General features: G+C 38.8%; 19 protein-coding genes. 18 read left to right on the top strand and 1 reads right to left on the bottom strand.

Going from position 1 to position 20,113, the window contains the following annotated elements; translation table 11 throughout:
* Positions 1-105: 105 nt before the first annotated feature.
* From AC5KOD_RS09670 to AC5KOD_RS09640, 7 genes are all read left to right on the top strand, one after another.
* The gene (locus AC5KOD_RS09670; RefSeq protein ID WP_496914347.1) at positions 106-2,154 is read left to right on the top strand and encodes an oxidoreductase; all 2,049 of its coding nucleotides are present in this window, start codon (positions 106-108) and stop codon (positions 2,152-2,154) included.
* A 37-nt stretch (positions 2,155-2,191) separates the two neighbouring features.
* Positions 2,192-3,067, top strand: coding sequence for a shikimate dehydrogenase (locus tag AC5KOD_RS09665; RefSeq protein ID WP_496914346.1), 876 nt, complete (start codon positions 2,192-2,194; stop codon positions 3,065-3,067).
* Positions 3,068-3,097: 30 nt separating this feature from the next.
* A complete protein-coding gene (gene aroD / locus AC5KOD_RS09660) occupies positions 3,098-3,856 on the top strand; it encodes a type I 3-dehydroquinate dehydratase (protein ID WP_496914345.1) in 759 nt (252 codons plus the stop codon).
* A gap of 183 nt (positions 3,857-4,039) precedes the next feature.
* Complete coding sequence (locus AC5KOD_RS09655; protein ID WP_496914344.1) at positions 4,040-4,915, top strand: ABC transporter ATP-binding protein; 876 nt, start codon at positions 4,040-4,042, stop codon at positions 4,913-4,915.
* Positions 4,916-4,925: 10 nt separating this feature from the next.
* The gene (locus AC5KOD_RS09650; protein WP_496914343.1) at positions 4,926-5,741 is read left to right on the top strand and encodes a DUF2705 family protein; all 816 of its coding nucleotides are present in this window, start codon (positions 4,926-4,928) and stop codon (positions 5,739-5,741) included.
* A gap of 134 nt (positions 5,742-5,875) precedes the next feature.
* Positions 5,876-6,328 (top strand): VOC family protein, encoded by a 453-nt coding sequence (locus tag AC5KOD_RS09645; RefSeq protein ID WP_496914342.1) that lies wholly within the window; start codon positions 5,876-5,878, stop codon positions 6,326-6,328.
* Between the two features lie 12 nt (positions 6,329-6,340).
* Positions 6,341-6,706 (top strand): VOC family protein, encoded by a 366-nt coding sequence (locus AC5KOD_RS09640; RefSeq protein ID WP_496914341.1) that lies wholly within the window; start codon positions 6,341-6,343, stop codon positions 6,704-6,706.
* Between the two features lie 88 nt (positions 6,707-6,794).
* Here AC5KOD_RS09640 and AC5KOD_RS09635 read toward each other — a convergent pair whose 3' ends face one another.
* Positions 6,795-7,421: a nitroreductase family protein gene (locus tag AC5KOD_RS09635; protein WP_496914340.1), complete on the bottom strand. Its 627-nt coding sequence runs from the start codon at positions 7,419-7,421 to the stop codon at positions 6,795-6,797.
* A gap of 135 nt (positions 7,422-7,556) precedes the next feature.
* On the opposite strand from AC5KOD_RS09635, the gene AC5KOD_RS09630 reads away from it, so the two are divergent.
* The 11 genes from AC5KOD_RS09630 (at position 7,557) to AC5KOD_RS09580 (ending at position 20,030) form a co-directional block, all read left to right on the top strand.
* Positions 7,557-8,846, top strand: a complete 1,290-nt coding sequence (locus AC5KOD_RS09630; RefSeq protein ID WP_496914339.1) for an alkaline phosphatase family protein — start codon at positions 7,557-7,559, stop codon at positions 8,844-8,846.
* A 71-nt stretch (positions 8,847-8,917) separates the two neighbouring features.
* On the top strand, positions 8,918-10,162 hold the full coding sequence (locus AC5KOD_RS09625; protein WP_496914338.1) for an MFS transporter: 1,245 nt from the start codon (positions 8,918-8,920) through the stop codon (positions 10,160-10,162).
* Between the two features lie 436 nt (positions 10,163-10,598).
* A complete protein-coding gene (gene aroE, locus AC5KOD_RS09620; RefSeq protein ID WP_496914337.1) occupies positions 10,599-11,459 on the top strand; it encodes a shikimate dehydrogenase in 861 nt (286 codons plus the stop codon).
* Positions 11,460-11,484: 25 nt separating this feature from the next.
* The gene (aroF, locus tag AC5KOD_RS09615; protein ID WP_496914336.1) at positions 11,485-12,513 is read left to right on the top strand and encodes a 3-deoxy-7-phosphoheptulonate synthase; all 1,029 of its coding nucleotides are present in this window, start codon (positions 11,485-11,487) and stop codon (positions 12,511-12,513) included.
* An 11-nt stretch (positions 12,514-12,524) separates the two neighbouring features.
* Complete coding sequence (aroB, locus tag AC5KOD_RS09610; RefSeq protein WP_496914335.1) at positions 12,525-13,595, top strand: 3-dehydroquinate synthase; 1,071 nt, start codon at positions 12,525-12,527, stop codon at positions 13,593-13,595.
* 118 nt (positions 13,596-13,713) lie between these two features.
* A complete protein-coding gene (gene aroC / locus AC5KOD_RS09605; RefSeq protein ID WP_496914334.1) occupies positions 13,714-14,880 on the top strand; it encodes a chorismate synthase in 1,167 nt (388 codons plus the stop codon).
* Between the two features lie 33 nt (positions 14,881-14,913).
* Entirely contained in the window at positions 14,914-16,029 is a 1,116-nt protein-coding gene (locus AC5KOD_RS09600) for a prephenate dehydrogenase (protein ID WP_496914333.1), read from the top strand.
* 10 nt (positions 16,030-16,039) lie between these two features.
* Positions 16,040-17,323: a 3-phosphoshikimate 1-carboxyvinyltransferase gene (aroA, locus tag AC5KOD_RS09595; RefSeq protein WP_496914332.1), complete on the top strand. Its 1,284-nt coding sequence runs from the start codon at positions 16,040-16,042 to the stop codon at positions 17,321-17,323.
* An 8-nt stretch (positions 17,324-17,331) separates the two neighbouring features.
* A complete protein-coding gene (locus tag AC5KOD_RS09590; protein WP_496914331.1) occupies positions 17,332-17,847 on the top strand; it encodes a shikimate kinase in 516 nt (171 codons plus the stop codon).
* Between the two features lie 11 nt (positions 17,848-17,858).
* Positions 17,859-18,710 carry a prephenate dehydratase gene (gene pheA / locus AC5KOD_RS09585; protein WP_496914330.1) on the top strand — a complete coding sequence of 284 codons (852 nt, stop codon included), beginning with the start codon at positions 17,859-17,861 and terminating at the stop codon, positions 18,708-18,710.
* Between the two features lie 303 nt (positions 18,711-19,013).
* Positions 19,014-20,030, top strand: coding sequence for an LCP family protein (locus tag AC5KOD_RS09580; protein ID WP_496914329.1), 1,017 nt, complete (start codon positions 19,014-19,016; stop codon positions 20,028-20,030).
* The last annotated feature ends 83 nt before the right edge of the window (positions 20,031-20,113 follow it).

Genomic DNA, 20,113 nt, shown 5'->3' with positions numbered 1-20,113 from the left:
ATTGAAAACTACATAAATATACATTAGTATTTATATATCAGTTGTCATAGAATAGAGATGAGTTGATTGTGAAAAAAATAATAAGAAGGAAATTAGGAGGCAATCATGAGTAATTATCAAGCAATCTTTGAACCGTTAACCATCAAACGAATGACCCTGAAGAATCGAATTGTAATGCCACCAATGGGAACAAACTTTGCCAATGTTGATGGGACATTTAGCCATGAACAATTAAGCTATTATGAACAACGTGCCAAAGGCGGAACAGGACTGATTACGTTAGAAAATGTTTGTATTGCGTATCCAATGGGCACAAATGGTGCCCGTCAGTTGCGAATGGATAACGATCAGTATATTTCTGGGCTTTGGGAATTTAATGAAAAGATGCATGCTTATGGTGCTTGCACTTCTGTACAAATTAATCATGCGGGCGCTTCAGCCTATGGATTACGTTTGGATGGAGCGCAACCAGTATCATCATCAACAATTCCCTCTAAAAAAGGTAATCCTATTCCGAGACCATTGTCAGAAGAAGAAATTAATCAAATTGTGATAAACTATGCTGAGGGAGCACTAAGAGCACAGCGGGCTGGATTCGATTGTGTAGAAATTCACGCAGGGCATTCTTACTTGTTAAGTCAATTTTTGTCGCCACTGTATAACAAGCGGACAGATAAATTTGGTGGTTCGGCAGAAAATCGTGCTCGGTTAACGACATTAGTTGTTGAAGCTGTTCGTGAAGCGGTAGGGCCATTCTTTCCCATTTCGTTGCGTTTTAGCGCAGATGAGCTGTTGGAAGGGGGGAATACGTTAGAGGACACCTTGGATATTTTAGCGTATTTTGCTGAAGAGGTGGACATTTTAAATGTATCTGCTGCTTTGAATGATAGTTTGCAGTATCAAATTGATAAGATGAACCTACCAGATGGCTGGCGGTCTTATATGTCAAAAGCGGTAAAGGATCGTTACCCAGATAAATTAACCATTACCTCTGGAAATGTTCGTACGCCTCGAAAAGTTGCAGAACTTTTAGAAACAGGTCAAGCTGATTTAGTTGCGATTGGACGGGGCTTAATTGCTGAACCATTTTGGGTAAGCAAAGTTGAAAACGGACAAGAAGCGTTGCTACGACACTGTTTATCTTGTAATATAGGGTGTGCTGATCATCGGATTGCCAAAGCTCGCCCAATGCGGTGCACTGTTAATCCCGATTTATATGAAGAGGATGTTTATAAAATGAAAACAGTCAAGCATTCAACTAAGATGGTTGTGATTGGTGGTGGAACTGCTGGTTTAGAAGCAGCGGCGACTGCTGCTGAAATCGGTGTGAATGTGGAATTGTTTGAAAGCAAGCGTTATTTAGGTGGACTAGCTCATGAAATTTCTCGCTTGCCTGATAAAAAACGAATCGATGATTTTGTGACCTATCAAATCAATCGTTGTAAAGAATTAGATAATCTGGTGATTCATACCAATCATGTAGCAAGTTTGGCGGATATTGAATTAAGAAATCCGGATATTATTGTTAATGCGACAGGTGCTAAACCACTTTTACCACCAATTGCCGGTTTACATGAGCAATTAAAACGAAGCGAACGCAAGGTTTTTTCGATTGCTGATTTATTGGAGAATATGTCAGCTTTTCAAACATTCGAAGGACAAGAAGTTGTTGTAATTGGTGGTGGCGCGGTTGGACTGGATGTTGTAGAGTACTATGCAGAACGTGGAGCAAAAAAAGTTACTATTGTTGAGATGCAAAAAGAGCTAGGCAAGGACCTTGATTTAATTACTAAACAAGCGATGATGGAAATTGTCAACAAGCATCATGTTGAGGTCTATCTTGAAACAAAATTAACACGAGTTGATGAGGAATCATTTATGGTTGAGCGTAAAGGCGAAGAGCTAGAATTAACCTTTGATCTAGGATTTGTTTGTCTAGGAATGCGTGCAGAAGCTCCATTAATGAAAGAGTTAGCTCACTATGCAAGAAATAATAACGTGATGATTCATAATATTGGAGACAGTAAAGTTGCGCGGCGAATTATGGAAGGAACGAGAGAAGCTCGAGATATTTTACAGGCAATTGATGTTTTAGAAGCGAGTCGGACACAAAAGTCGCACTATGAGCAAGCAAAGCGTTTAGTTCGAAACTAGATGCATATTACAAATAAAAAGAACGAGGTTGACTGAGATGACAGAACGTTTAAATGGAGAAACATTATTGATTGGCTTAATGGCGACACCCATTCGACATAGTTTATCGCCAACGATGCACAATGAAGCGATGGCAAAGTTAGGCTTAAATTATGCTTATTTAGCTTTCGAAGTAGGTAATACTGAATTAGCTGATGCTGTACAAAGTATTCGGGCCCTTGGACTACGTGGATCCAATATCTCGATGCCGAATAAACAAGCAATCTTGCCCTATCTGGATGAACTATCCCCAGCTGCCGAATTGGTTGGAGCGGTTAATACAGTGACAAACAAGGATGGGAAAGGCCACTTGGTCGGACATGTGACCGACGGGACTGGTGCAATTCGAGGGCTTAAAGAGGAAGGTGTTGCTGTTTTAGGTACAATTATTACACTGACTGGGGCAGGTGGAGCTGGAACAGCTATTGCAATTCAGGCTGCTTTGGATGGAGCGAAGGAATTACGGATTTTTAATGCGGCTGATGCTCATTTTGACAATGCTAAAGAAACAGTTAAAAAAATTAATCAACATACTAAATGTGTAGCAACAGTCACTGACTTAGCGGATCAGCAAGCGTTTAAGCAATCGATTGCGGAAAGTCAGATTTATATTGATGCAACAGGAGTTGGAATGAAACCATTAGAAAGTGAAAGCCTAATCACTGATCCAGAGATGATTCGTCCTGATTTAGTCGTTTTTGATGTTGTTTATATGCCAAAAGAAACAAAGCTATTAAAATTTGCTCGTGAGCATGGTGCGAAAAAGACAATTAATGGCTTAGGAATGATGCTTTATCAAGGAGCAGAAGCTTTCAAATTATTTACTGGTGAAGAAATGCCAGTTGACTATATTCGTGAATTGTTGTTTGATTAGTATAAGGAGATGAAAGGAGCTGTCTAGTTGATGGGAGTAATGATTAAAAATGTAATGATAGGTGAAGGAAAGCCTAAAATAGCAGTGCCGATTGTTGGGAAAACAACTGAAGATATCTTGAGTGAAGCAAAAAAGTTATCGTTCTTAACATGCGATATTGTTGAGTGGCGGTTAGATCTATATGAGGAGATTACGAATTTTAAGCAAGTTGCTGAGCTGTCACATGAACTAGCCGAGTTGCTGCCTGATATCCCGTTATTACTGACTTTTAGAACGTTGGAAGAAGGGGGCACCCGAGCGTTTGATACTACTGATTATTTTAGGTTATATCACTATCTTATTCAACATGGAGCATGTGATTTACTTGATTTAGAGCTATTTATGAGTGATGGTCAAGGAATAGAATTGATTGAACTGGCCCACGCTCAAGGTATTAAAATTATTATGAGTAATCATGATTTTAAGCAAACTCCTTCTAAAGAAGAGCTTGTTAAGCGATTATCGTTGATGGCAGAAAAAGGGGCAGATATTTGCAAGATAGCTGTTATGCCACAATCACCAGAAGATGTTTTGACCCTATTAACTGCCACTAATGAAATGAAACGTGTGACTGAGCGACCAGTTGTTACCATGTCAATGGGACAATTAGGCTTGGTTAGTCGGATATTTGGCGAAGTATTTGGATCTGCTATTACCTTTGGTGCAGCAAAGAAGAATTCTGCGCCGGGACAATTACCAGTGGCCGATTTAGCCGGTTTACTAAATTTAGCCAGTTGGCAAGAGAACTAATGGTTATGATATTATTGTAAAACAGGGAGTGAGACCAATGTGTTTCACTCTTTTTTTGATGTCTGTACAGTTTGCAGAGAGTCAGTTTAGTTTTATTGACCTGCCACTTAAAGGGGTGTAAAATTTGCTTAACAAGGGCAGTTGAGGTTAAAAAAAGTTGTATTTTCGATAGGAGGAGATGTTTTGGTTAAGGCAATTGAGATAACTCAGTTAAGTAAGCGGTACAAAAATAAGTTGGCTGTCAATGAAGTTTCACTTGACATAGAGCAAGGTGAAATTTTTGGATTTATTGGGCCTAATGGAGCGGGGAAATCAACGACCATCAAAATGATGCTAAACATGATTTTCCCAACGAGTGGCAATGCTCAGATATTTGGTTTTGATTGTGTCCGTGACAGCGTGGCGATTAAAGAAGTGACAAGCTATGTCTCAAGTGATGTTCGGTATTACGCTGGGATGACATCTCAGGATATTTTTAATTATGTTGCAGAGTTTCATCACATTAAACAGGCCTCCAAAATAATTGCTGACTATTTAGATCTGTTTGATGTTGATCCTCATAAAAAAATCTCTGAACTATCTTTAGGTAATAAGAAAAAGATTGCTATTATTTCCGCTTTAATGCAACAGCCTAAATTAATGATTTTGGATGAACCCACTAATGGCTTAGATCCGATGATGCAGCACCGGTTGTTTGAGGTTTTGGAAGAGAAACGCCAGAATGGAATGAGTATCTTTTTGTCTAGCCATGATTTACACGAAATTCAAGCTCACTGTGATCGTGCGGCATTTATTAAAAAAGGTGAGATTATTGCTGTTGAAAGTATTAGTAAAGAGATTGTTGGTGGCAAGCGAGTATCATTAAGAAGTACAACTGTTAAGGTAGCCGAATTAAAGTTGCTTGGTGCAACTATACTGACTCATAAAGAGGGAGCGATCGAATTTCTTTATGAAGGCAATTATAAAGAATTGTTGGCATACTTGGCAACTCAAGAGATTGCGGATATTGCTATCCATCCGTTGGAATTAGAAGATAAGTTTTTATCAATGTATGAGTGAGGTGAAAAGAATGACAATTTTGAAAATGGAATGGCAAACGGGTCGCAAAGGGTTAATTTTATGGAGTGGAATTGTCGTGGTCGTTTTAACATTGTTTATGAGCGTTTTTCCGACGATGCAGACGAATGTTATGAAAGAAATGTTGGATACGAAATTAGGGGGATTGCCTGATAGTTTACTAAAGGTTTTTCATTTAAACGATGGACCTAGTCTTTTAGAGCCGATTGGATACTTTGGATACGTCTTCCAATACCTATTTATAGCCGCTAGTGTTTATGGCGCATTATTAGGTAGCAAGGCGTTGGTTAAAGAGGAGAGCGAGGGGACGATTGAGTTTTTATATGCTCAGCCTATTAGCCGAATTAGAGTTGTTTTACAAAAGTTTGCCGCATGTTTAAGTTTGTTGGCAGTTTTCTGGCTGATAACTTTCATTAGTAGTCTAGTAGCGATTATTTTCTTCAATAATACTAGCACGACAACACGAGCAATTACTCAGGATTTGCTCAAGATTATGTTGCCTGAGTTTTTTGTTTTGATATTCTTTTTAGCGCTGGGCTTTCTTTTTTCTAGTTTACTTCGTTCTGTTAATCAAAGCACAGGTCTATCATTAGGATTGGTGTTTGGCTTTTATTTACTAGGAATTCTTGGTGATTTACAAGATAAATTAAGTTTATTTAAAAAGTTGTCACCTATGGCGCAAGGGGGGCCAGCTAATCTATTGGGTAATGATTTTGCATTTCCTTTGATAATCATTCTTATTGTTGTTAGCTTATTATGTTTAAGTGGTAGTTTGGCTATTTATAGTCGGAAGGATTTACATATATAGCTTAGGATTATGAGTAAGTCATTTTTCTAGTCGGGATAAAAAAACTGTCGTTATAAATTCAAAGTAGTGGGAAAATATTTGTGAGCGGTTTATAATTTGAGGTGAACTATCAATAAATAATGAAAGGAAGTAGAATGGCAAAGAGCTATCCGTATTTGGCCTTTAAACAAGCAAAAGAAGCACTAGACTATTATGAACAAGTTTTCAGTGCGAAAAATTTATACCGTCAACCAGTGGCAGAAGAACAAGCGGAGCAATTTAAACTATCATTAGACAGCCTCTCTGAAACGACGATTCATGGTAGTTTTGATGTACTTGGAACAACCATCTTTTGTTCAGATGCGTTTGGTTTTGACGTTGAGCCTAGTCGTCAAATTTCAATCATGCTTGATTTAGATTGGGAGGATCCGCAAGCAGTGAAGGAAGCGGATGATTTTTATCAACATATTTTGGATTCTGGTGAAGCAACAATCACTATGCCTTATGAAACACAATTCTGGGGTGGTAAGATGGGACAGATTTCTGATAAATACGGCATTAATTGGATGCTACATGCCCAACCTTATTCAAAAATCTATTCACAATAAGAGGATATTGTTATGAAATTAGTCGTTCCATTTCTAACTTTTTCAACAGAAGCAAAAGAAGCCATGGCTTACTATGCAGAAATCTTCCCAGATAGTCAGATTTTATCGCAAGTGGCTTATCCGGATCAGCTGGAGTTACTAATGAATGGTCAATTACGATTAAAAGAATTGGATCTCTACTTCTTAGATATGGGGGAAACTTATCAGGTGCCAATTGAGTGGGGAATTTCTCTTTACAGTGAACTGGACTCTAGTGAAGAATTTTATGCCATCTTCAATCCAATTGCTGAAGAAGGTGTTGTTATCATGGGACCAATGCCGATTGGTGATTTTCAACTGGCTACTTGGGTAACTGATAAATTTGGTGTAACATGGTAGTTTACTTGTCGCTAGTAGTGCTGTGAAAACAATAGAGGACGAGATGAGAGTGTCAAACTGTCATCTCGTCTTCTAATTTGTTTTTTAATCATTGCCATTCAGTTATATCTGCGACAGGTAGCCGATAAGATTGGTAACCTTTTTCAGCGGCCTTACCAATCGAAATAATTACAAGTGGCAGATATCGTTCAGAGTCTAGTCCTAAAGCTTCAGCGAGTTGGTCCTTTTCAAAGCCACCAATTGGACAAGTGTCAAAGCCGTATTTTCGGGCTGCTAACATCAGGCTCATGCTAATTAACCCACCATCTAATAAAACAGTATTTTTGATATACTCAGTATTAATAGATTGATAGTATGCCGTAATTTTTTCGATTTGTTGGTCACGAATTTCTGGTGTCATAGTACCATGGTCAACTGACCCTTGCATAATTTTAGTTAAGTTTGTTTGTGGCTGGAGATCGCCAAAGATACAGATAAGGGCTGCTGATGTGTCACACTGCAATTGGTTAAATTTTAATAAAGGTTTGATTTTTTTCTTTGTTTTTTGCGATTCTACCACAACGAAGCGCCAAGGCTGCATATTTAAAGAAGAAGGGGCACTCGTTGCATCGATTAAAATCTGAGATAATTCTTCTTTTGTTATCTTTTTACGTGTATCATAGCGACGAATTGATCTACGACCTAGCATGATATCATCTATGGATGTTTGTATCATAATAGTCACACCTTTCATAGTTGCGTGTTTTTCTTTTAGTTTATCATAGATTGACCAATTTGTTTGCTCTCGGAGTGAATAGTCGCCTAACAAAACAATAATTTGTTATAATGACAGTAGAAAGTGGGTGGAAAGATGCAGACTAAATTAGTTGTAATTTCGATTGATGCAATGGGGGCGGAAGATTTAAAGGGAGACTTGGTAGCCACGCCAACTTTAAAAGCTTTTAGAGAAGAAGGGACTCATGTGAAGGCAGTTGAGGCGATTTATCCTTCGTTAACTTATCCCTCACATACGAGTATTGTGACAGGTGTTTATCCGCGTACCCATGGCATTATTAATAATACCAAGTTACAAACGGATGTTAGTTCACCTGATTGGTTTTGGTATCGTAAAAGCGTTCAGGTACCTACTTTATATGATGTTGCACATGAACAAGGGTTAAAAACGGCAGCTTTTTTATGGCCTGTCACAGCCAAAAGTAAAATTGATTACAATATCGCTGAGATATTTCCAAATCGAATTTGGACTAACCAGGTTTTAGTCTCGTTACAAGCCAGCTCACCGTTATTCTTGTTTGAAATGAATCGAAAATACGGAAAATTACGTAAAGGGATTCGTCAGCCGTATTTGGATGATTTTGTGACAGCCTGTGCTATAGACACCTTGAAGACTAAACAACCTGATTTAACATTAATTCATCTTGTTGACATGGATAGTCAGCGACATGCTCATGGGGTGACATCTCTAGAAGCCCGTCAAGCTTTTTTGAGACAAGATGAACGAGTAAAAGCTATCATTAATGCGACAAAAGAAGCGGGTACCTATGAAGAAACGGTGTTTGCGATTCTAGGTGACCACTATCAGCTAGATGTGTCAAAAATGATTCGCTTGAATCATGAGTTTGCTTGTCGTGGGTGGCAAGAAATTGGAAAATTGAGAACAACTAAACGTGGGTGGCAAGTCTATGCTAAAAGCTGTGATGGCTCCACTTACATATATTGTGAACAGGAATCAAGCATCACTACAAGAGAAATTCGTGAAGTGGTTGAATCGATTGAAGGAGTTGAAGCGATTTATTCGACTGAAGAGGTCATTAAACAGGGGGGCGCTAGAAATTGTACATTTATGGTAGAGGCTAAAAAAGGGTATTACTTTAGTGATGAATCTGTTGGGCCAACAGTTGAGAAAGTCAAGGTCAAAGAGATTGGGTTACCTAACCGATACAGAGCAGTACATGGTTTTTCTCCTAAAAAAAGCAATTATCACACAACTTTAATGGTGAAAGGTCCTGGAATAAAGTCGGGATTTCAAATTGAGCAAGCTCGTCTTGTAGATGAAGCTCCAACGTTCGCGCGGATACTAGGTTTAACACAGTTTCCGACAAAAATAGATGGAAAAGTTATTGAGAAGATGTTTGAATAGGCAATCGATTAAAGGGAGTAGACGGGATAGTTTAGATAAAATGGTTAGCTTAATAGAAAAAGGAGAATTTAATGAAGTTTACTAAAGAAGAAAAAAGTTGGATTTTGTATGACTGGGCTAACTCTGCCTATTCATTGGTGATTGTAACAGCATTATTACCAATTTATTTTAAAGTAGTCGCTGGAAATAGTGGTATATCAGAAGTTAACTCAACTGCATTTTGGGGGTATGCATCCTCAATTGGGACATTAGTGGTTTCGTTATCCGCCCCGATATTAGGAACGATTGCCGATTATAAAGGGCTAAAGAAGAAATTTTTTAATGTTTTTGCTTGTTGTGGGGTGATTATGACCTTCGCTTTGGCTTTTGTTCCAAATCATAGTTGGCTAGCATTATTAGTGGTTTACATTATTTCTCATGTTGGATTTTCAGGAGCAAATGTCTTTTATGATGGGTTTTTAGTAGACGTTACTACAGATGAACGCAATGATAGGGTATCATCTTATGGGTACGGATTGGGCTATATTGGAAGCGCGTTGTTATTTGTTGTTGTGATGATTTTACAAGTTTTTGGTGCAAAATCATTAGGAACTGAATTTGTTACTAAGTTAAGTTTTATTTTAACAGCGCTATGGTGGGGGCTATTCTCGATTCCTTTCTTTAGGTATGTTCATCAAGTTCATGGCATAGAGCGTGAATCAGCACCAGTTAGAGCCAGTTTGAAACGAATTGGTGAAACCTTACGTGATATTCGTAAATATCAGCATATCATGTTGTTTTTAATTGCTTATTTCTTTTACATTGATGGTGTTGATACAATTTTTACTATGGCAACAGCTTTTGGAATTGACATGGGAATCACTTCAACTACCTTAATCATTATTTTATTAGTTGTAAATATAGTAGCATTCCCTTTTACAATTCTTTATAGTTATTTTGCTAAAAAGTTTGGAACAAAGCGCTTAATTTTAGTTGCGATTGCTGTTTATATTTTAATATGTATTCTGGCTATGTTTATGACAAAACCACTACATTTTTGGATTTTAGGTGGATTAGTAGGGACGTCTCAAGGTGGAATTCAGGCTTTAAGTAGGTCGTATTTTGCAAGGATTATTCCTAAGGATCGCTCGAATGAATTTTTTGGTTTTTACAATATCTTTGGTAAATTTTCGGCTGTTTTAGGTCCACTAATCTTTGGGTTAATGACTCAATTGACTGGTAAATCGCAATACGGCATAGCTAGTTTGATTGTGTTGTTTATAGTTGGCGGATTACTGTTTTACCGTGTGCCAGAATTGAATACAAGTAACAAATGATAATGGTTAATGGATTGTAAATTACCGAGAAACTTTCAAAAAAGAATGAGAATGAAGAAAAAATGATTGACAAGGATTTTTTTTAAGGCTATACTAAGAACAATTCTTATTTGAATAAAAAGGAAAGAGTGATAATTATGAATTCGATAATAAAAAACGCAAAACTAAATAATTATTACTTTAGCTATTTTAGATAAGTTTGTAGCCATAAAACATTATGGGTGCAAACATCACATGTTTGTATCTATGATGGCTAAGGGATTTTTGAGACGACCAAGCCACATGGATGAAAATCTACGGTGGCTTTTATATTTTTGTTAATGATGCTTATATTTTTAAGCTAACAAGCAAAGACGTTTACCGTAGATGTTATCTAAAGGTAAACGTCTTTTTCTATTGGTTAACTGAAACTTACAGAAAGGAGATTAGAAAATTAATGATAACAGGAGAGACGAAGTTAGCGGCTGTCTTGGCTACGCCAATTAAACACAGTATTTCACCATTAATTCATAATACAGCTTTTGCTGAATTAGGTATTGATGCTGTCTACTTGGCTTTTGAGATAGGCACAGCAGAATTGGCGGAAGCCTTAGAAACGGTCAAAACCTTTGGTCTTATGGGAGTCAATTTATCGATGCCAAATAAACAATTAGGCTATGAATTAGTTGATGAAGTGTCAGAAGTTGCTCAACTAGTTGAGTCAATTAATACAATTGTTAACAAAAATGGCAAGTTGATTGGCTATAATACAGATGGCTATGGCTTCATGCAGAGCTTAAGAGACGAAGCCATTGAGTATGTGGGACGTAAACTTACGATTTTAGGTGGTGGCGGTGCTGCCATGTCAATTATTGCCCAAGCAGCAGTTGACGGTGCTAGAGAAGTGGTCGTTTTCAATCGGACTAGTAGTAGTTATGATAAAATCGCGCAAAAACTAACACAAATTACTAAACAAACAGGTTGTTTGATGAGATTGTTACCCATGGAGAATCATTCATTGATGCAAGAGGAAATTGGCTCTAGTGATCTATTAGTTAATGCAACAAGTGTTGGGATGAGTCCAAATGAACAGGACAGTATCATCACAGATGGTAGTTGGCTTAAACCAGAATTAGCGGTTGCAGATATCGTGTACCAACCGAGAGAAACACGGCTACTGGCCCTAGCTAGAGCTCAAGGCTGTCAAACTGTTAACGGATTGGGAATGTTGCTCCACCAAGGGGCGTTAGCTTTTGAATTATGGACAGGGCAACCAATGCCTGTTGAAGTTGTTCGTTCGGCAATAAAAAATATCTAAAAACAATAAATGGAGGATGATGTAGATGATCGTTATTATGAAACCAAATGCAACTAAAGAGCAAGTTCAGGTAGTGATAGACAGAGTAAAAAAAGAAGGTCTGGATGTCCATTTGAGTGAGGGGACCGAGCAGACTATTATCGGATTAGTCGGAGACACTCGTGGTGCTCAGGATATTGGCTTTAAGAGCTATGAGGGCGTTGAGCAGACTGTTAGAATTACATGTTCATACAAATTGACAAGTCGTGAGTTTCACCCAACTGATACAGTTGTTGATGTTGACGGGTTGAAAATTGGTGACGGAAGCATGGTGATGATGGCAGGTCCATGTTCAATCGAGGGATTAGACCAGATTATGGAGTGTGCACGAATTGCTAAAGAGGGTGGTGCAACGGTTCTACGTGGTGGAGCGTTTAAACCAAGGACATCTCCTTATGCCTTTCAAGGGTTAGAAGAAGAAGGATTGAAATATATTCGTCAAGCGGCTGATAAATACGATATGAAAGTTATTACAGAGGTTATGGATGAGGCTAATTTAGAGCTTGTGTGTCAATACACTGACATTATTCAAGTCGGCGCTCGTAATATGCAAAACTTTAAATTACTTGAAGCAATTGGGGAAACAGGTAAGCCAGTTGCTCTAAAAAGAGGGATTTCTGGTACGATTGATGAGTGGCTAAATGCGGCAGAATATATAGCTAATCGTGGTAATTTTAACATTATGTTCGTAGAGCGAGGGATTAGAACTTACGAAACAGCAACTCGAAATACATTGGATTTAAGTGCGGTGCCTGTGATTAAGAAATTGAGTCATTTTCCAATTATTGTTGACCCGAGTCATGGTGTCGGTGTTTGGGATTACGTTCCTCAAATGGCTGTAGCTGGTGTTGCCGCTGGAGCAGACGGCTTGATTGTAGAGATACATCCAGAGCCAGAGAAAGCTTGGTCAGATGGTCAACAATCATTAAATGAAAAAACGTACTTGAATATGATGGAGCAAGTTCATATTATTGAAGAGGCAATGAAGAAAGTGAATGCGATCAAATTAATTTAAGGAGTGAGTGGATGAAATTGGCAGTTACTTTACCTCACCATAGCTATGATCTGACGATTGAGTCTGGTTCACTAGCTAATGTGGGTCAGTGGGTCAGTGAATTGTGGGAGCCTCAACGAGTAATGGTAATTACCGATGAGACCGTTAAAGAATTGTACGGAGCTCAAGTGGTTACCAGCATACGTCAGGCTGGTTTTGAGACACAGCTTTTTGCTGTTCCAGCAGGAGAAACAAGTAAGAGCTTGAGTCAAGCAGAAGAATTATATGATTGGCTAGCTTCCCAAGGAATGACACGTAAGGATGGCATAATTGCTTTAGGTGGCGGAGTTGTAGGTGATTTGACAGGGTTTGTTGCTTCTACTTTTATGCGGGGAGTACATTTTTTACAAATCCCAACAACTTTATTAGCGCAAGTGGATAGCAGTATCGGGGGGAAAACTGCTGTTAATACCTCATCTGCCAAAAATTTAGTTGGAACATTTGCTCAACCTGATGGGGTCCTAATTGATACAGATACGTTAAAGACATTAGCCCCTCGTCGTGTCCGTGAGGGAATTGCGGAGATCGTGAAGTCGGCTGCCATTGCTGATTATGATCTTTGGCAACAGCTCAGTCGGCTGCCAAATGAAGAAGCGCTCCTTGAAGAGGCTGAGGCAATTATCACTGCCTGTTGTCGTGTGAAACGTCAGGTTGTTGAAGAGGATGAGTTGGATACGGGACAGCGTTTGATTCTTAATTTTGGCCATACTATCGGTCATGCGATTGAAAATACTGCTGGCTACGGTGTCGTTACACACGGAGAAGCAGTCTCCATTGGAATGATTCAAATGAGCCGAGTAGCTGAAAATAAAGGCTTGATGCCACAAGGGGTAACGGACCAATTGAGTGATATGGTTACAAAGTTTAACCTTCCCATTACCACAGAACATTGGTCGGAGGAGGCATTGTATTTGGCTTTAACCCATGATAAGAAGACAGCTGGGACCGCCATCAGAATTATTTTATTGGAGCAGTTAGGTCAAGCAAAAATTGTGACAATCCCAACAGAAGAGATGCGGGAATTCTTAATAAAAATGCTGTGATAAAAAGGATAAATGATAGGAAGTTATTTACGAAGGAATAAATTTTTTGACGAATTGTGATAAATCATCAAAAAATTCGAATAATTAGTTAGACAGAGTGAAATTAGGAGGAAATACGATGAGATATTTTACAGCGGGAGAATCACACGGACCGGAATTAACAGCAATTATTGAAGGATTGCCAGCAGGTATTCCACTATCAGTTGAGGACATTAATCAAGAATTGGCACGTCGACAAATTGGTTATGGACGTGGTGGTCGGATGTTAATAGAGAAGGATCAAGTACGAATTACTTCTGGTGTTCGCCATGGTGAAACATTGGGATCACCTATTACATTAGTAGTCGAGAACAAGGATTGGAAAAATTGGCAATCAGTTATGTCAGTAGATGCTGTATCCGAAAAGGAAAAGAAGAAGCGTCGTGTAGCTAAACCACGCCCTGGTCACGCTGATTTAGTTGGCGGTATTAAATATGGTTTTAACGATCTGCGTAACGTTTTAGAGCGGTCGTCTGCTCGAGAAACAACAATGAGGGTGGCTATTGGGGCTGTTGCTAAGAAAATGCTGAAGGAATTAGGTATTGAAGTAGCTGGGCATGTTTTAGAAATTGGTGGTGTCCGGGGTACAGTTCCAGAAAATTTAACTGTAACTGAAATTGCTAGTCGTTCAGAAGCATCTGAGGTTCGTTGCTTAGACCCCGAAGTAGATACTGAAATGAAGCGTGTGATCGATGAGGCTAAAAAGAATGGTAATACTGTGGGTGGTGTCGTAGAAGTTATCGTGGGAAATGTTCCTGTCGGCTTAGGGAGCTACACTCAGTGGGATCAAAAATTAGATGCAAAAATTGCTCAGGCAGTAGTTAGTATCAATGCCTTTAAGGGAGCTGAATTTGGTGTCGGTTTTGAGGCTGCCCGTCTACCTGGTAGTGAGGTTATGGATGAAATTATTTGGTCGGAAGAAGTGGGGTATACACGGACTAATAATAATCTTGGAGGCTTCGAAGGTGGGATGACAAATGGCATGCCAATTGTCGTTAGAGGTGTTATGAAGCCTATTCCAACATTATACAAGCCGTTAAAGAGTGTTGATATTGATTCTAAGGAAGTGTATAAAGCAAGTGTTGAGCGTTCTGATAGCTGTGCGGTACCGGCTGCAAGTGTTGTAGCTGAGGCAGTAGTAGCGACAGAAGTCGCTAAAGCCGTTTTAGATAAATTTGAAAGTGATTCTTTTGCTCGTTTAAGTGAGCTTGTTAAAGACTATCGCGAATATGTTCGCACGTTTTAATGATAGGATTTATTAATGAAGGGAAGCTGTCAAATGACAAAGACGGGGTTTAAACGAATTTTAATAGTAGGAACAGGGCTGATTGGTGGCTCAATTTGCTTGAATATTAAACAGGAGTATCCTGAATTGCTTGTGGTGGGATTGGATCAAAATCAAGATTCGCTGAATGGAGCTTTATCGGCTGGTGCAATTGATAGTATCGGACAGTCTTTCAGTGAGGAGGTTCTTAAAAGTGATGTATTATTTTTATGTACACCAGTCAAGCAAACGATCGCTTTTCTAAAAGAATTAAACTCACTCACGTTAGTTAAACCATTGATTGTGAGTGATGTTGGCAGTACTAAAGGCGATATTATGAAGATGGCAGAAATTGTAACGAATGAAAAGCTTACGTTTATTGGTGGACATCCAATGGCTGGGTCTCATAAATCTGGATTTATTGCAGCAGATATTGATTTGTTTGAGAATGCTTATTACATTTTTACTCCGAGTTCTCAGAGTACAGCAACAAACTTACATCAGCTTCAACGCTTACTCAAAGGGACGCGAGGTAAATTTCTTGAAATGACAGCGGCTGAACATGATCAAATCACGGGAGTCGTTAGTCATTTGCCCCATATTATTGCGTCTGCTTTAGTAAGGCATAATGAAGGGTTAGCTGAGCAATTGCCAATGACTAAAAAATTGGCTGCAGGTGGCTTTCGTGATATTACGCGAATTGCGTCATCAGATCCTGCGATGTGGACCGATATACTATTGAGTAATCAAGAGATACTTGTCGCAGAGATGAAAAAGTGGCAAGAACAAATGACAGAGATACTTGGGTGGCTTGAAGAGACGGACAAGGAAACTATTTTCGATTTCTTTCTTTCGGCTAAGAATTCACGAGATGCTCTTCCTAGAAGGAAATCAGGTGCGATTCCGGCCTTTAATGATTTATTTGTTCAAGTTCCAGATCATCCAGGAGAGATTGCCAAGGTTTCGGGAATTTTGGCCAAGGAACATGTATCGCTGACTAATTTAAAAATTATTGAGAACCGAGAAGATATTTTTGGTACACTACAGATAACATTTAAAAATGAACAAGATGTCAAAATTGCCTTTGAGCTCTTAACGCGTGAAGGCGGTTATACTTGTTATGAAAAGTAAGGAGCTAAGGATGAAATTATTAACAAATCAACACGGGATAAAGGGTAGCTTAGAAGTACCGGGAGACAAGTCAATTTCCCATCGCAGTATTATGTTTGGAGCGCTATCTATAGGCACGACAACTATTCGTAAATTTTTAAGAGCAGACGATTGTTTGGCAACAAAGGCCTTGTTTGAACAACTAGGAGTTAAAATCGAGGATGATGGTGAGGTTATTACGGTTCATGGAACAGGGGTTGAGGGATTAAAAGCCACGGATAAGCCGATTGATATTGGAAATTCTGGTACCACAATTCGTTTAACAAGCGGTATTTTGGCAGGAACATCTTTCACGACAACCTTGTTTGGAGATGAATCAATTGCTAAGCGGCCAATGAATCGTGTGATGTTACCGCTACAAGAGATGGGAGCAGTTTGCGAAGGTGCTAATGGGAGCGAATTTCCTCCTCTGACGATTACAGGCACTCAAAAATTGCATGGTATTACTTATAAAATGCCAGTTGCTAGTGCTCAAGTTAAGTCAGCCATTTTGTTAGCTGCGCTACAGGCTAAAGGTGAGACAGTGATTGAAGAGAAAGAAGTGACACGTGATCATACAGAGGATATGATTCGCCAGTTTGGCGGGACAATTGAGGTTGATGGAAAAACGATTCGATTGTCTGGAGGGCAAGAACTGACTGGTCAGGCTGTGGTTGTTCCAGGAGATATTTCTTCAGCAGCGTTCTTTTTAGTTGCGGCTAGCCTTTTAAATAATAGTCAGCTTGAATTAATTAATGTTGGGCTAAACCAAACTCGGACAGGGATCATTGATGTATTGAGAGAGATGGGTGCAAAGATGACTGTTACAGAGGAGGATCCCTCAAATAAGTCTGGCTCAATCATTGTTCAAACTAGTCAATTACAAGGAATAGAGATTGCTGGGGACATCATCCCTCGATTAATTGATGAATTACCTGTGATTGCGTTATTAGCTACGCAAGCCAATGGCCGGACAGTGATTCGTGATGCAGAGGAACTGAAGGTCAAAGAAACCAATCGAATTGATGCGACTGCAAGAGAATTATCGAAGATGGGCGCTAAAATAGAAGCAACAGCAGATGGTTTAATTATAGATGGGCCGACCCCCCTACATGGAGCAAAAGTAACAAGTTATGGCGATCATCGGATTGGCATGATGCTAGCGATAGCTGCGCTACTTGTTGAAAATGGTGAGGTAGAATTAGAAAAACCAGAGGCTGTTTCGGTGTCTTATCCGAATTTCTTTGATGATTTAGCAAGATTACTTGAAAGGTAGGTAAGATAATGAAGCAAATTTTATTAATTGGGTTTATGGGAGCAGGCAAATCAACTGTAGGTAAAATGCTAGCTAATCAATTAGCTGTTGATTTTGTAGACAGTGATGAAGTAATTGTAGAGAAAGCGGGAATGACTATTGCTGACTATTTTGAAAAACACGGTGAGGAAGCTTTCCGTCAATTAGAAACTGATACGTTAAAGGAGCTCGCTTCTAAGCCTGGTATTATTGCAACAGGTGGAGGGATAGTCACAGGTGAAGGGAATCGTGACGCTTTGAAAGAAGTTCACAATGTCGTCTTTCTTAAAGCAGATCCACTTGTGTCATTGGAAAGAATTATGAATGACAATCATGTTATTCGTCCTTTAGTTTTAGAAAAAACGAGTGATGAGATTGTGGATTTATTCATGGGTCGTCTTAAGTTTTATGAAGAATGTGCTGACTGGCATGTTGACACAAGTCAATTATCACCGGAAGAAGTTTGTCAAGTTATCTTGAATCAGGTATCGATAAAAAATAGTTAGAGGATGATCAAATGAAAGTTGCTTATCTGGGACCAAAAGGGTCTTTCACTCATAGCGCAACACAGGAATATTTTCGCGAAGCTGAACTGATTTCTTATGGGACTATTCCCTCATGTATCAAAGCAGTGACTCAAGGTCAAGCGTCAATTGGAATTGTGCCGATTGAAAATACTATTGAGGGGACTGTTAATTTAACCTTAGATTATCTGTATCATAAAGCTGATATTACAGTGATTGGCGAGTTGGTAATGCCTATCGCACAGCAATTATTAATAAAAAAAGAGCAATCAATAGAGTTGTCTAAGTTGACTCATGTGTATTCTCATCCGCAAGCTCTTGCGCAAAGTCAGGAGTTTATTGCTGAGTTTTTACCTGATGTTCAAGTTGTTGCGACGGATTCAACTTCTTTAGCGGCTGAGTTTGTTGCTAGTAGTGAAAATTTGACCATTGCCGCGATTGGGCCAGCAGCTTGTGGTCAGGAATATGAATTGCAAATTGCCAAGTCAAATATTCAGGATATTAGTCATAACAAAACACGGTTTTGGGTGATTAGTCAACAATCCGATTTGCGAGATGTTTCTGAACCAATTGAAAAAGCTTCTCTTTGTTTCACGATGCCGAATAACTTACCAGGTGCTTTACAAAAGGCTTTAACAACTTTCAGTTGGCGAGAGCTTAACCTAAATAAAATTGAGTCTCGGCCCCTAAAAACTACTCTGGGGGAATATTTCTTTTTAATCGATATTATTTTAACTGAAGAACAATTACCGTTATTGGAAAATGCAGTAGAAGAAATTCATTATTTAGGAGGACAGGTGAAACAATTGGGTTGTTATCATGTGAATGAGATAAAAGGTCTGTAGTTAGTGAAACCAACTGGATCATAAAGCAATGTTTAGTTGAGGATTAGCTACTGTTGAATGACTTAACTGATAAGAATAGTGACTGGCAAGTTTATTAGTTTGGCCTTTAAAATTTGTTAAGTTTATGTAGTCGTTAAATTTAGGACGATGAAGCAAGTGAGGGTGAGACGTTTGTCCGACCCTCCTTTTTAATAGGAATTGCTGTAGATTTAATTAAATTTCTTCTTTCTGCTGTTCAAAACGGTACTCTTCCTATATGCTTAGATAGGTAGATGTAGTTAAATAACGATCGAGGTGACAGTTATGTCAAGAATGGAACGATTCCATAGTCAAGGGACAGAGGAAGAGACAATAGTCCCAGAAACAGTAAAAAACAAGCAATCTAAACCACCAAAAAAACCTAAAAAAATCAAAAAACATCGTGGAGGCATAGTTCTATCGATAGGGAAGCTACTATTATTATTGATTATTTTATTGGCTGCTTATAGCTTTTATGAATATAATAAAGGGTTACGAGAGGCGAAGCATGACAAAGATTTTGCACCTCGGGAGTTCAATGATTTTTCAGGACAAAAGAGTGACAAAGATTCGATTAATGTTTTGTTTTTAGGGAGTGATTCTCGGGGAGCGGACCAAGGGCGTTCTGACACGATCATGATTGCTCACTACAATAAAAAGGACAGGACACCGAAGCTTGTATCATTTATGCGTGATACTTACGCAAACATTCCCGGCTATGGTTACAATAAAATAAATGCGTCTTATTCCTACGGAGGTCCGGAACTAGTGAGGAAAACAATCAAAACCACTTTCAATGTGGATGTTGAATACTATGCAATTGTTAATTTTGGTTCTTTTCCTAAAATAATCGACACCTTAACTCCTAGTGGTTTAAAGATTAATGCTGAGAAGGATATTGAGTTAGATGGTGTTAATATTAGCAAAGGTGAGCAAAAAATGGATGGGCATACTGCTTTACAGTATGCGCGTTTTAGAATGGATGAAGAAGGTGATTTCGGTCGTGTACGTCGTCAGCAGCAGGTAATGAATGCCATTTTTGCCCAAGGGTTATCGGCAAAAAACATACTTAACTTTCCTGAGGCAGTGGGAAAAGTTCAAGGGTATACTCATACTAATTTACCTGGAAGCCTTTATCCGAGTATAGGTAAGGATTTTCTTCTAGGTTTATCTAAGCCGCTGGAAAAATTAACAATACCAGTTGAAGATTCATGGTCTTATGGCTCATATGCTGATGCGGGAAGTGTTTTAGAAATTGACGAAGCAGCTAATAGTCAAGCAATAGCTAATTTCCTGAAGTAGTTGTGGACTCTCGATGGAACTACTTAGAAGTTTTCATCAATTAGTAATTATGGTATAGTAAAGGAACAATGTTTTGCGAATGT

The organism is Vagococcus sp. WN80Y (assembly GCF_059621045.1).
This window is presented reverse-complemented; position numbering and strand designations above follow the sequence as displayed.

Excerpts from the sequence above, each read along its gene's own strand:
- AC5KOD_RS09625 (WP_496914338.1), top strand. The coding sequence starts at position 8,918 with ATGAAGTTTACTAAAGAAGAAAAAAGTTGGATTTTGTATGACTGGGCT.
- AC5KOD_RS09635 (WP_496914340.1), bottom strand. The coding sequence starts at position 7,421 with ATGATACAAACATCCATAGATGATATCATGCTAGGTCGTAGATCAATT.
- AC5KOD_RS09630 (WP_496914339.1), top strand. The coding sequence starts at position 7,557 with ATGCAGACTAAATTAGTTGTAATTTCGATTGATGCAATGGGGGCGGAA.
- aroA (WP_496914332.1), top strand. The coding sequence starts at position 16,040 with ATGAAATTATTAACAAATCAACACGGGATAAAGGGTAGCTTAGAAGTA.
- aroE (WP_496914337.1), top strand. The coding sequence starts at position 10,599 with ATGATAACAGGAGAGACGAAGTTAGCGGCTGTCTTGGCTACGCCAATT.
- aroB (WP_496914335.1), top strand. The coding sequence starts at position 12,525 with ATGAAATTGGCAGTTACTTTACCTCACCATAGCTATGATCTGACGATT.
- AC5KOD_RS09600 (WP_496914333.1), top strand. The coding sequence starts at position 14,914 with ATGACAAAGACGGGGTTTAAACGAATTTTAATAGTAGGAACAGGGCTG.
- aroC (WP_496914334.1), top strand. The coding sequence starts at position 13,714 with ATGAGATATTTTACAGCGGGAGAATCACACGGACCGGAATTAACAGCA.
- AC5KOD_RS09580 (WP_496914329.1), top strand. The coding sequence starts at position 19,014 with ATGTCAAGAATGGAACGATTCCATAGTCAAGGGACAGAGGAAGAGACA.
- AC5KOD_RS09650 (WP_496914343.1), top strand. The coding sequence starts at position 4,926 with ATGACAATTTTGAAAATGGAATGGCAAACGGGTCGCAAAGGGTTAATT.
- AC5KOD_RS09665 (WP_496914346.1), top strand. The coding sequence starts at position 2,192 with ATGACAGAACGTTTAAATGGAGAAACATTATTGATTGGCTTAATGGCG.
- AC5KOD_RS09590 (WP_496914331.1), top strand. The coding sequence starts at position 17,332 with ATGAAGCAAATTTTATTAATTGGGTTTATGGGAGCAGGCAAATCAACT.
- pheA (WP_496914330.1), top strand. The coding sequence starts at position 17,859 with ATGAAAGTTGCTTATCTGGGACCAAAAGGGTCTTTCACTCATAGCGCA.
- aroD (WP_496914345.1), top strand. The coding sequence starts at position 3,098 with ATGGGAGTAATGATTAAAAATGTAATGATAGGTGAAGGAAAGCCTAAA.
- AC5KOD_RS09645 (WP_496914342.1), top strand. The coding sequence starts at position 5,876 with ATGGCAAAGAGCTATCCGTATTTGGCCTTTAAACAAGCAAAAGAAGCA.
- AC5KOD_RS09670 (WP_496914347.1), top strand. The coding sequence starts at position 106 with ATGAGTAATTATCAAGCAATCTTTGAACCGTTAACCATCAAACGAATG.
- AC5KOD_RS09640 (WP_496914341.1), top strand. The coding sequence starts at position 6,341 with ATGAAATTAGTCGTTCCATTTCTAACTTTTTCAACAGAAGCAAAAGAA.
- aroF (WP_496914336.1), top strand. The coding sequence starts at position 11,485 with ATGATCGTTATTATGAAACCAAATGCAACTAAAGAGCAAGTTCAGGTA.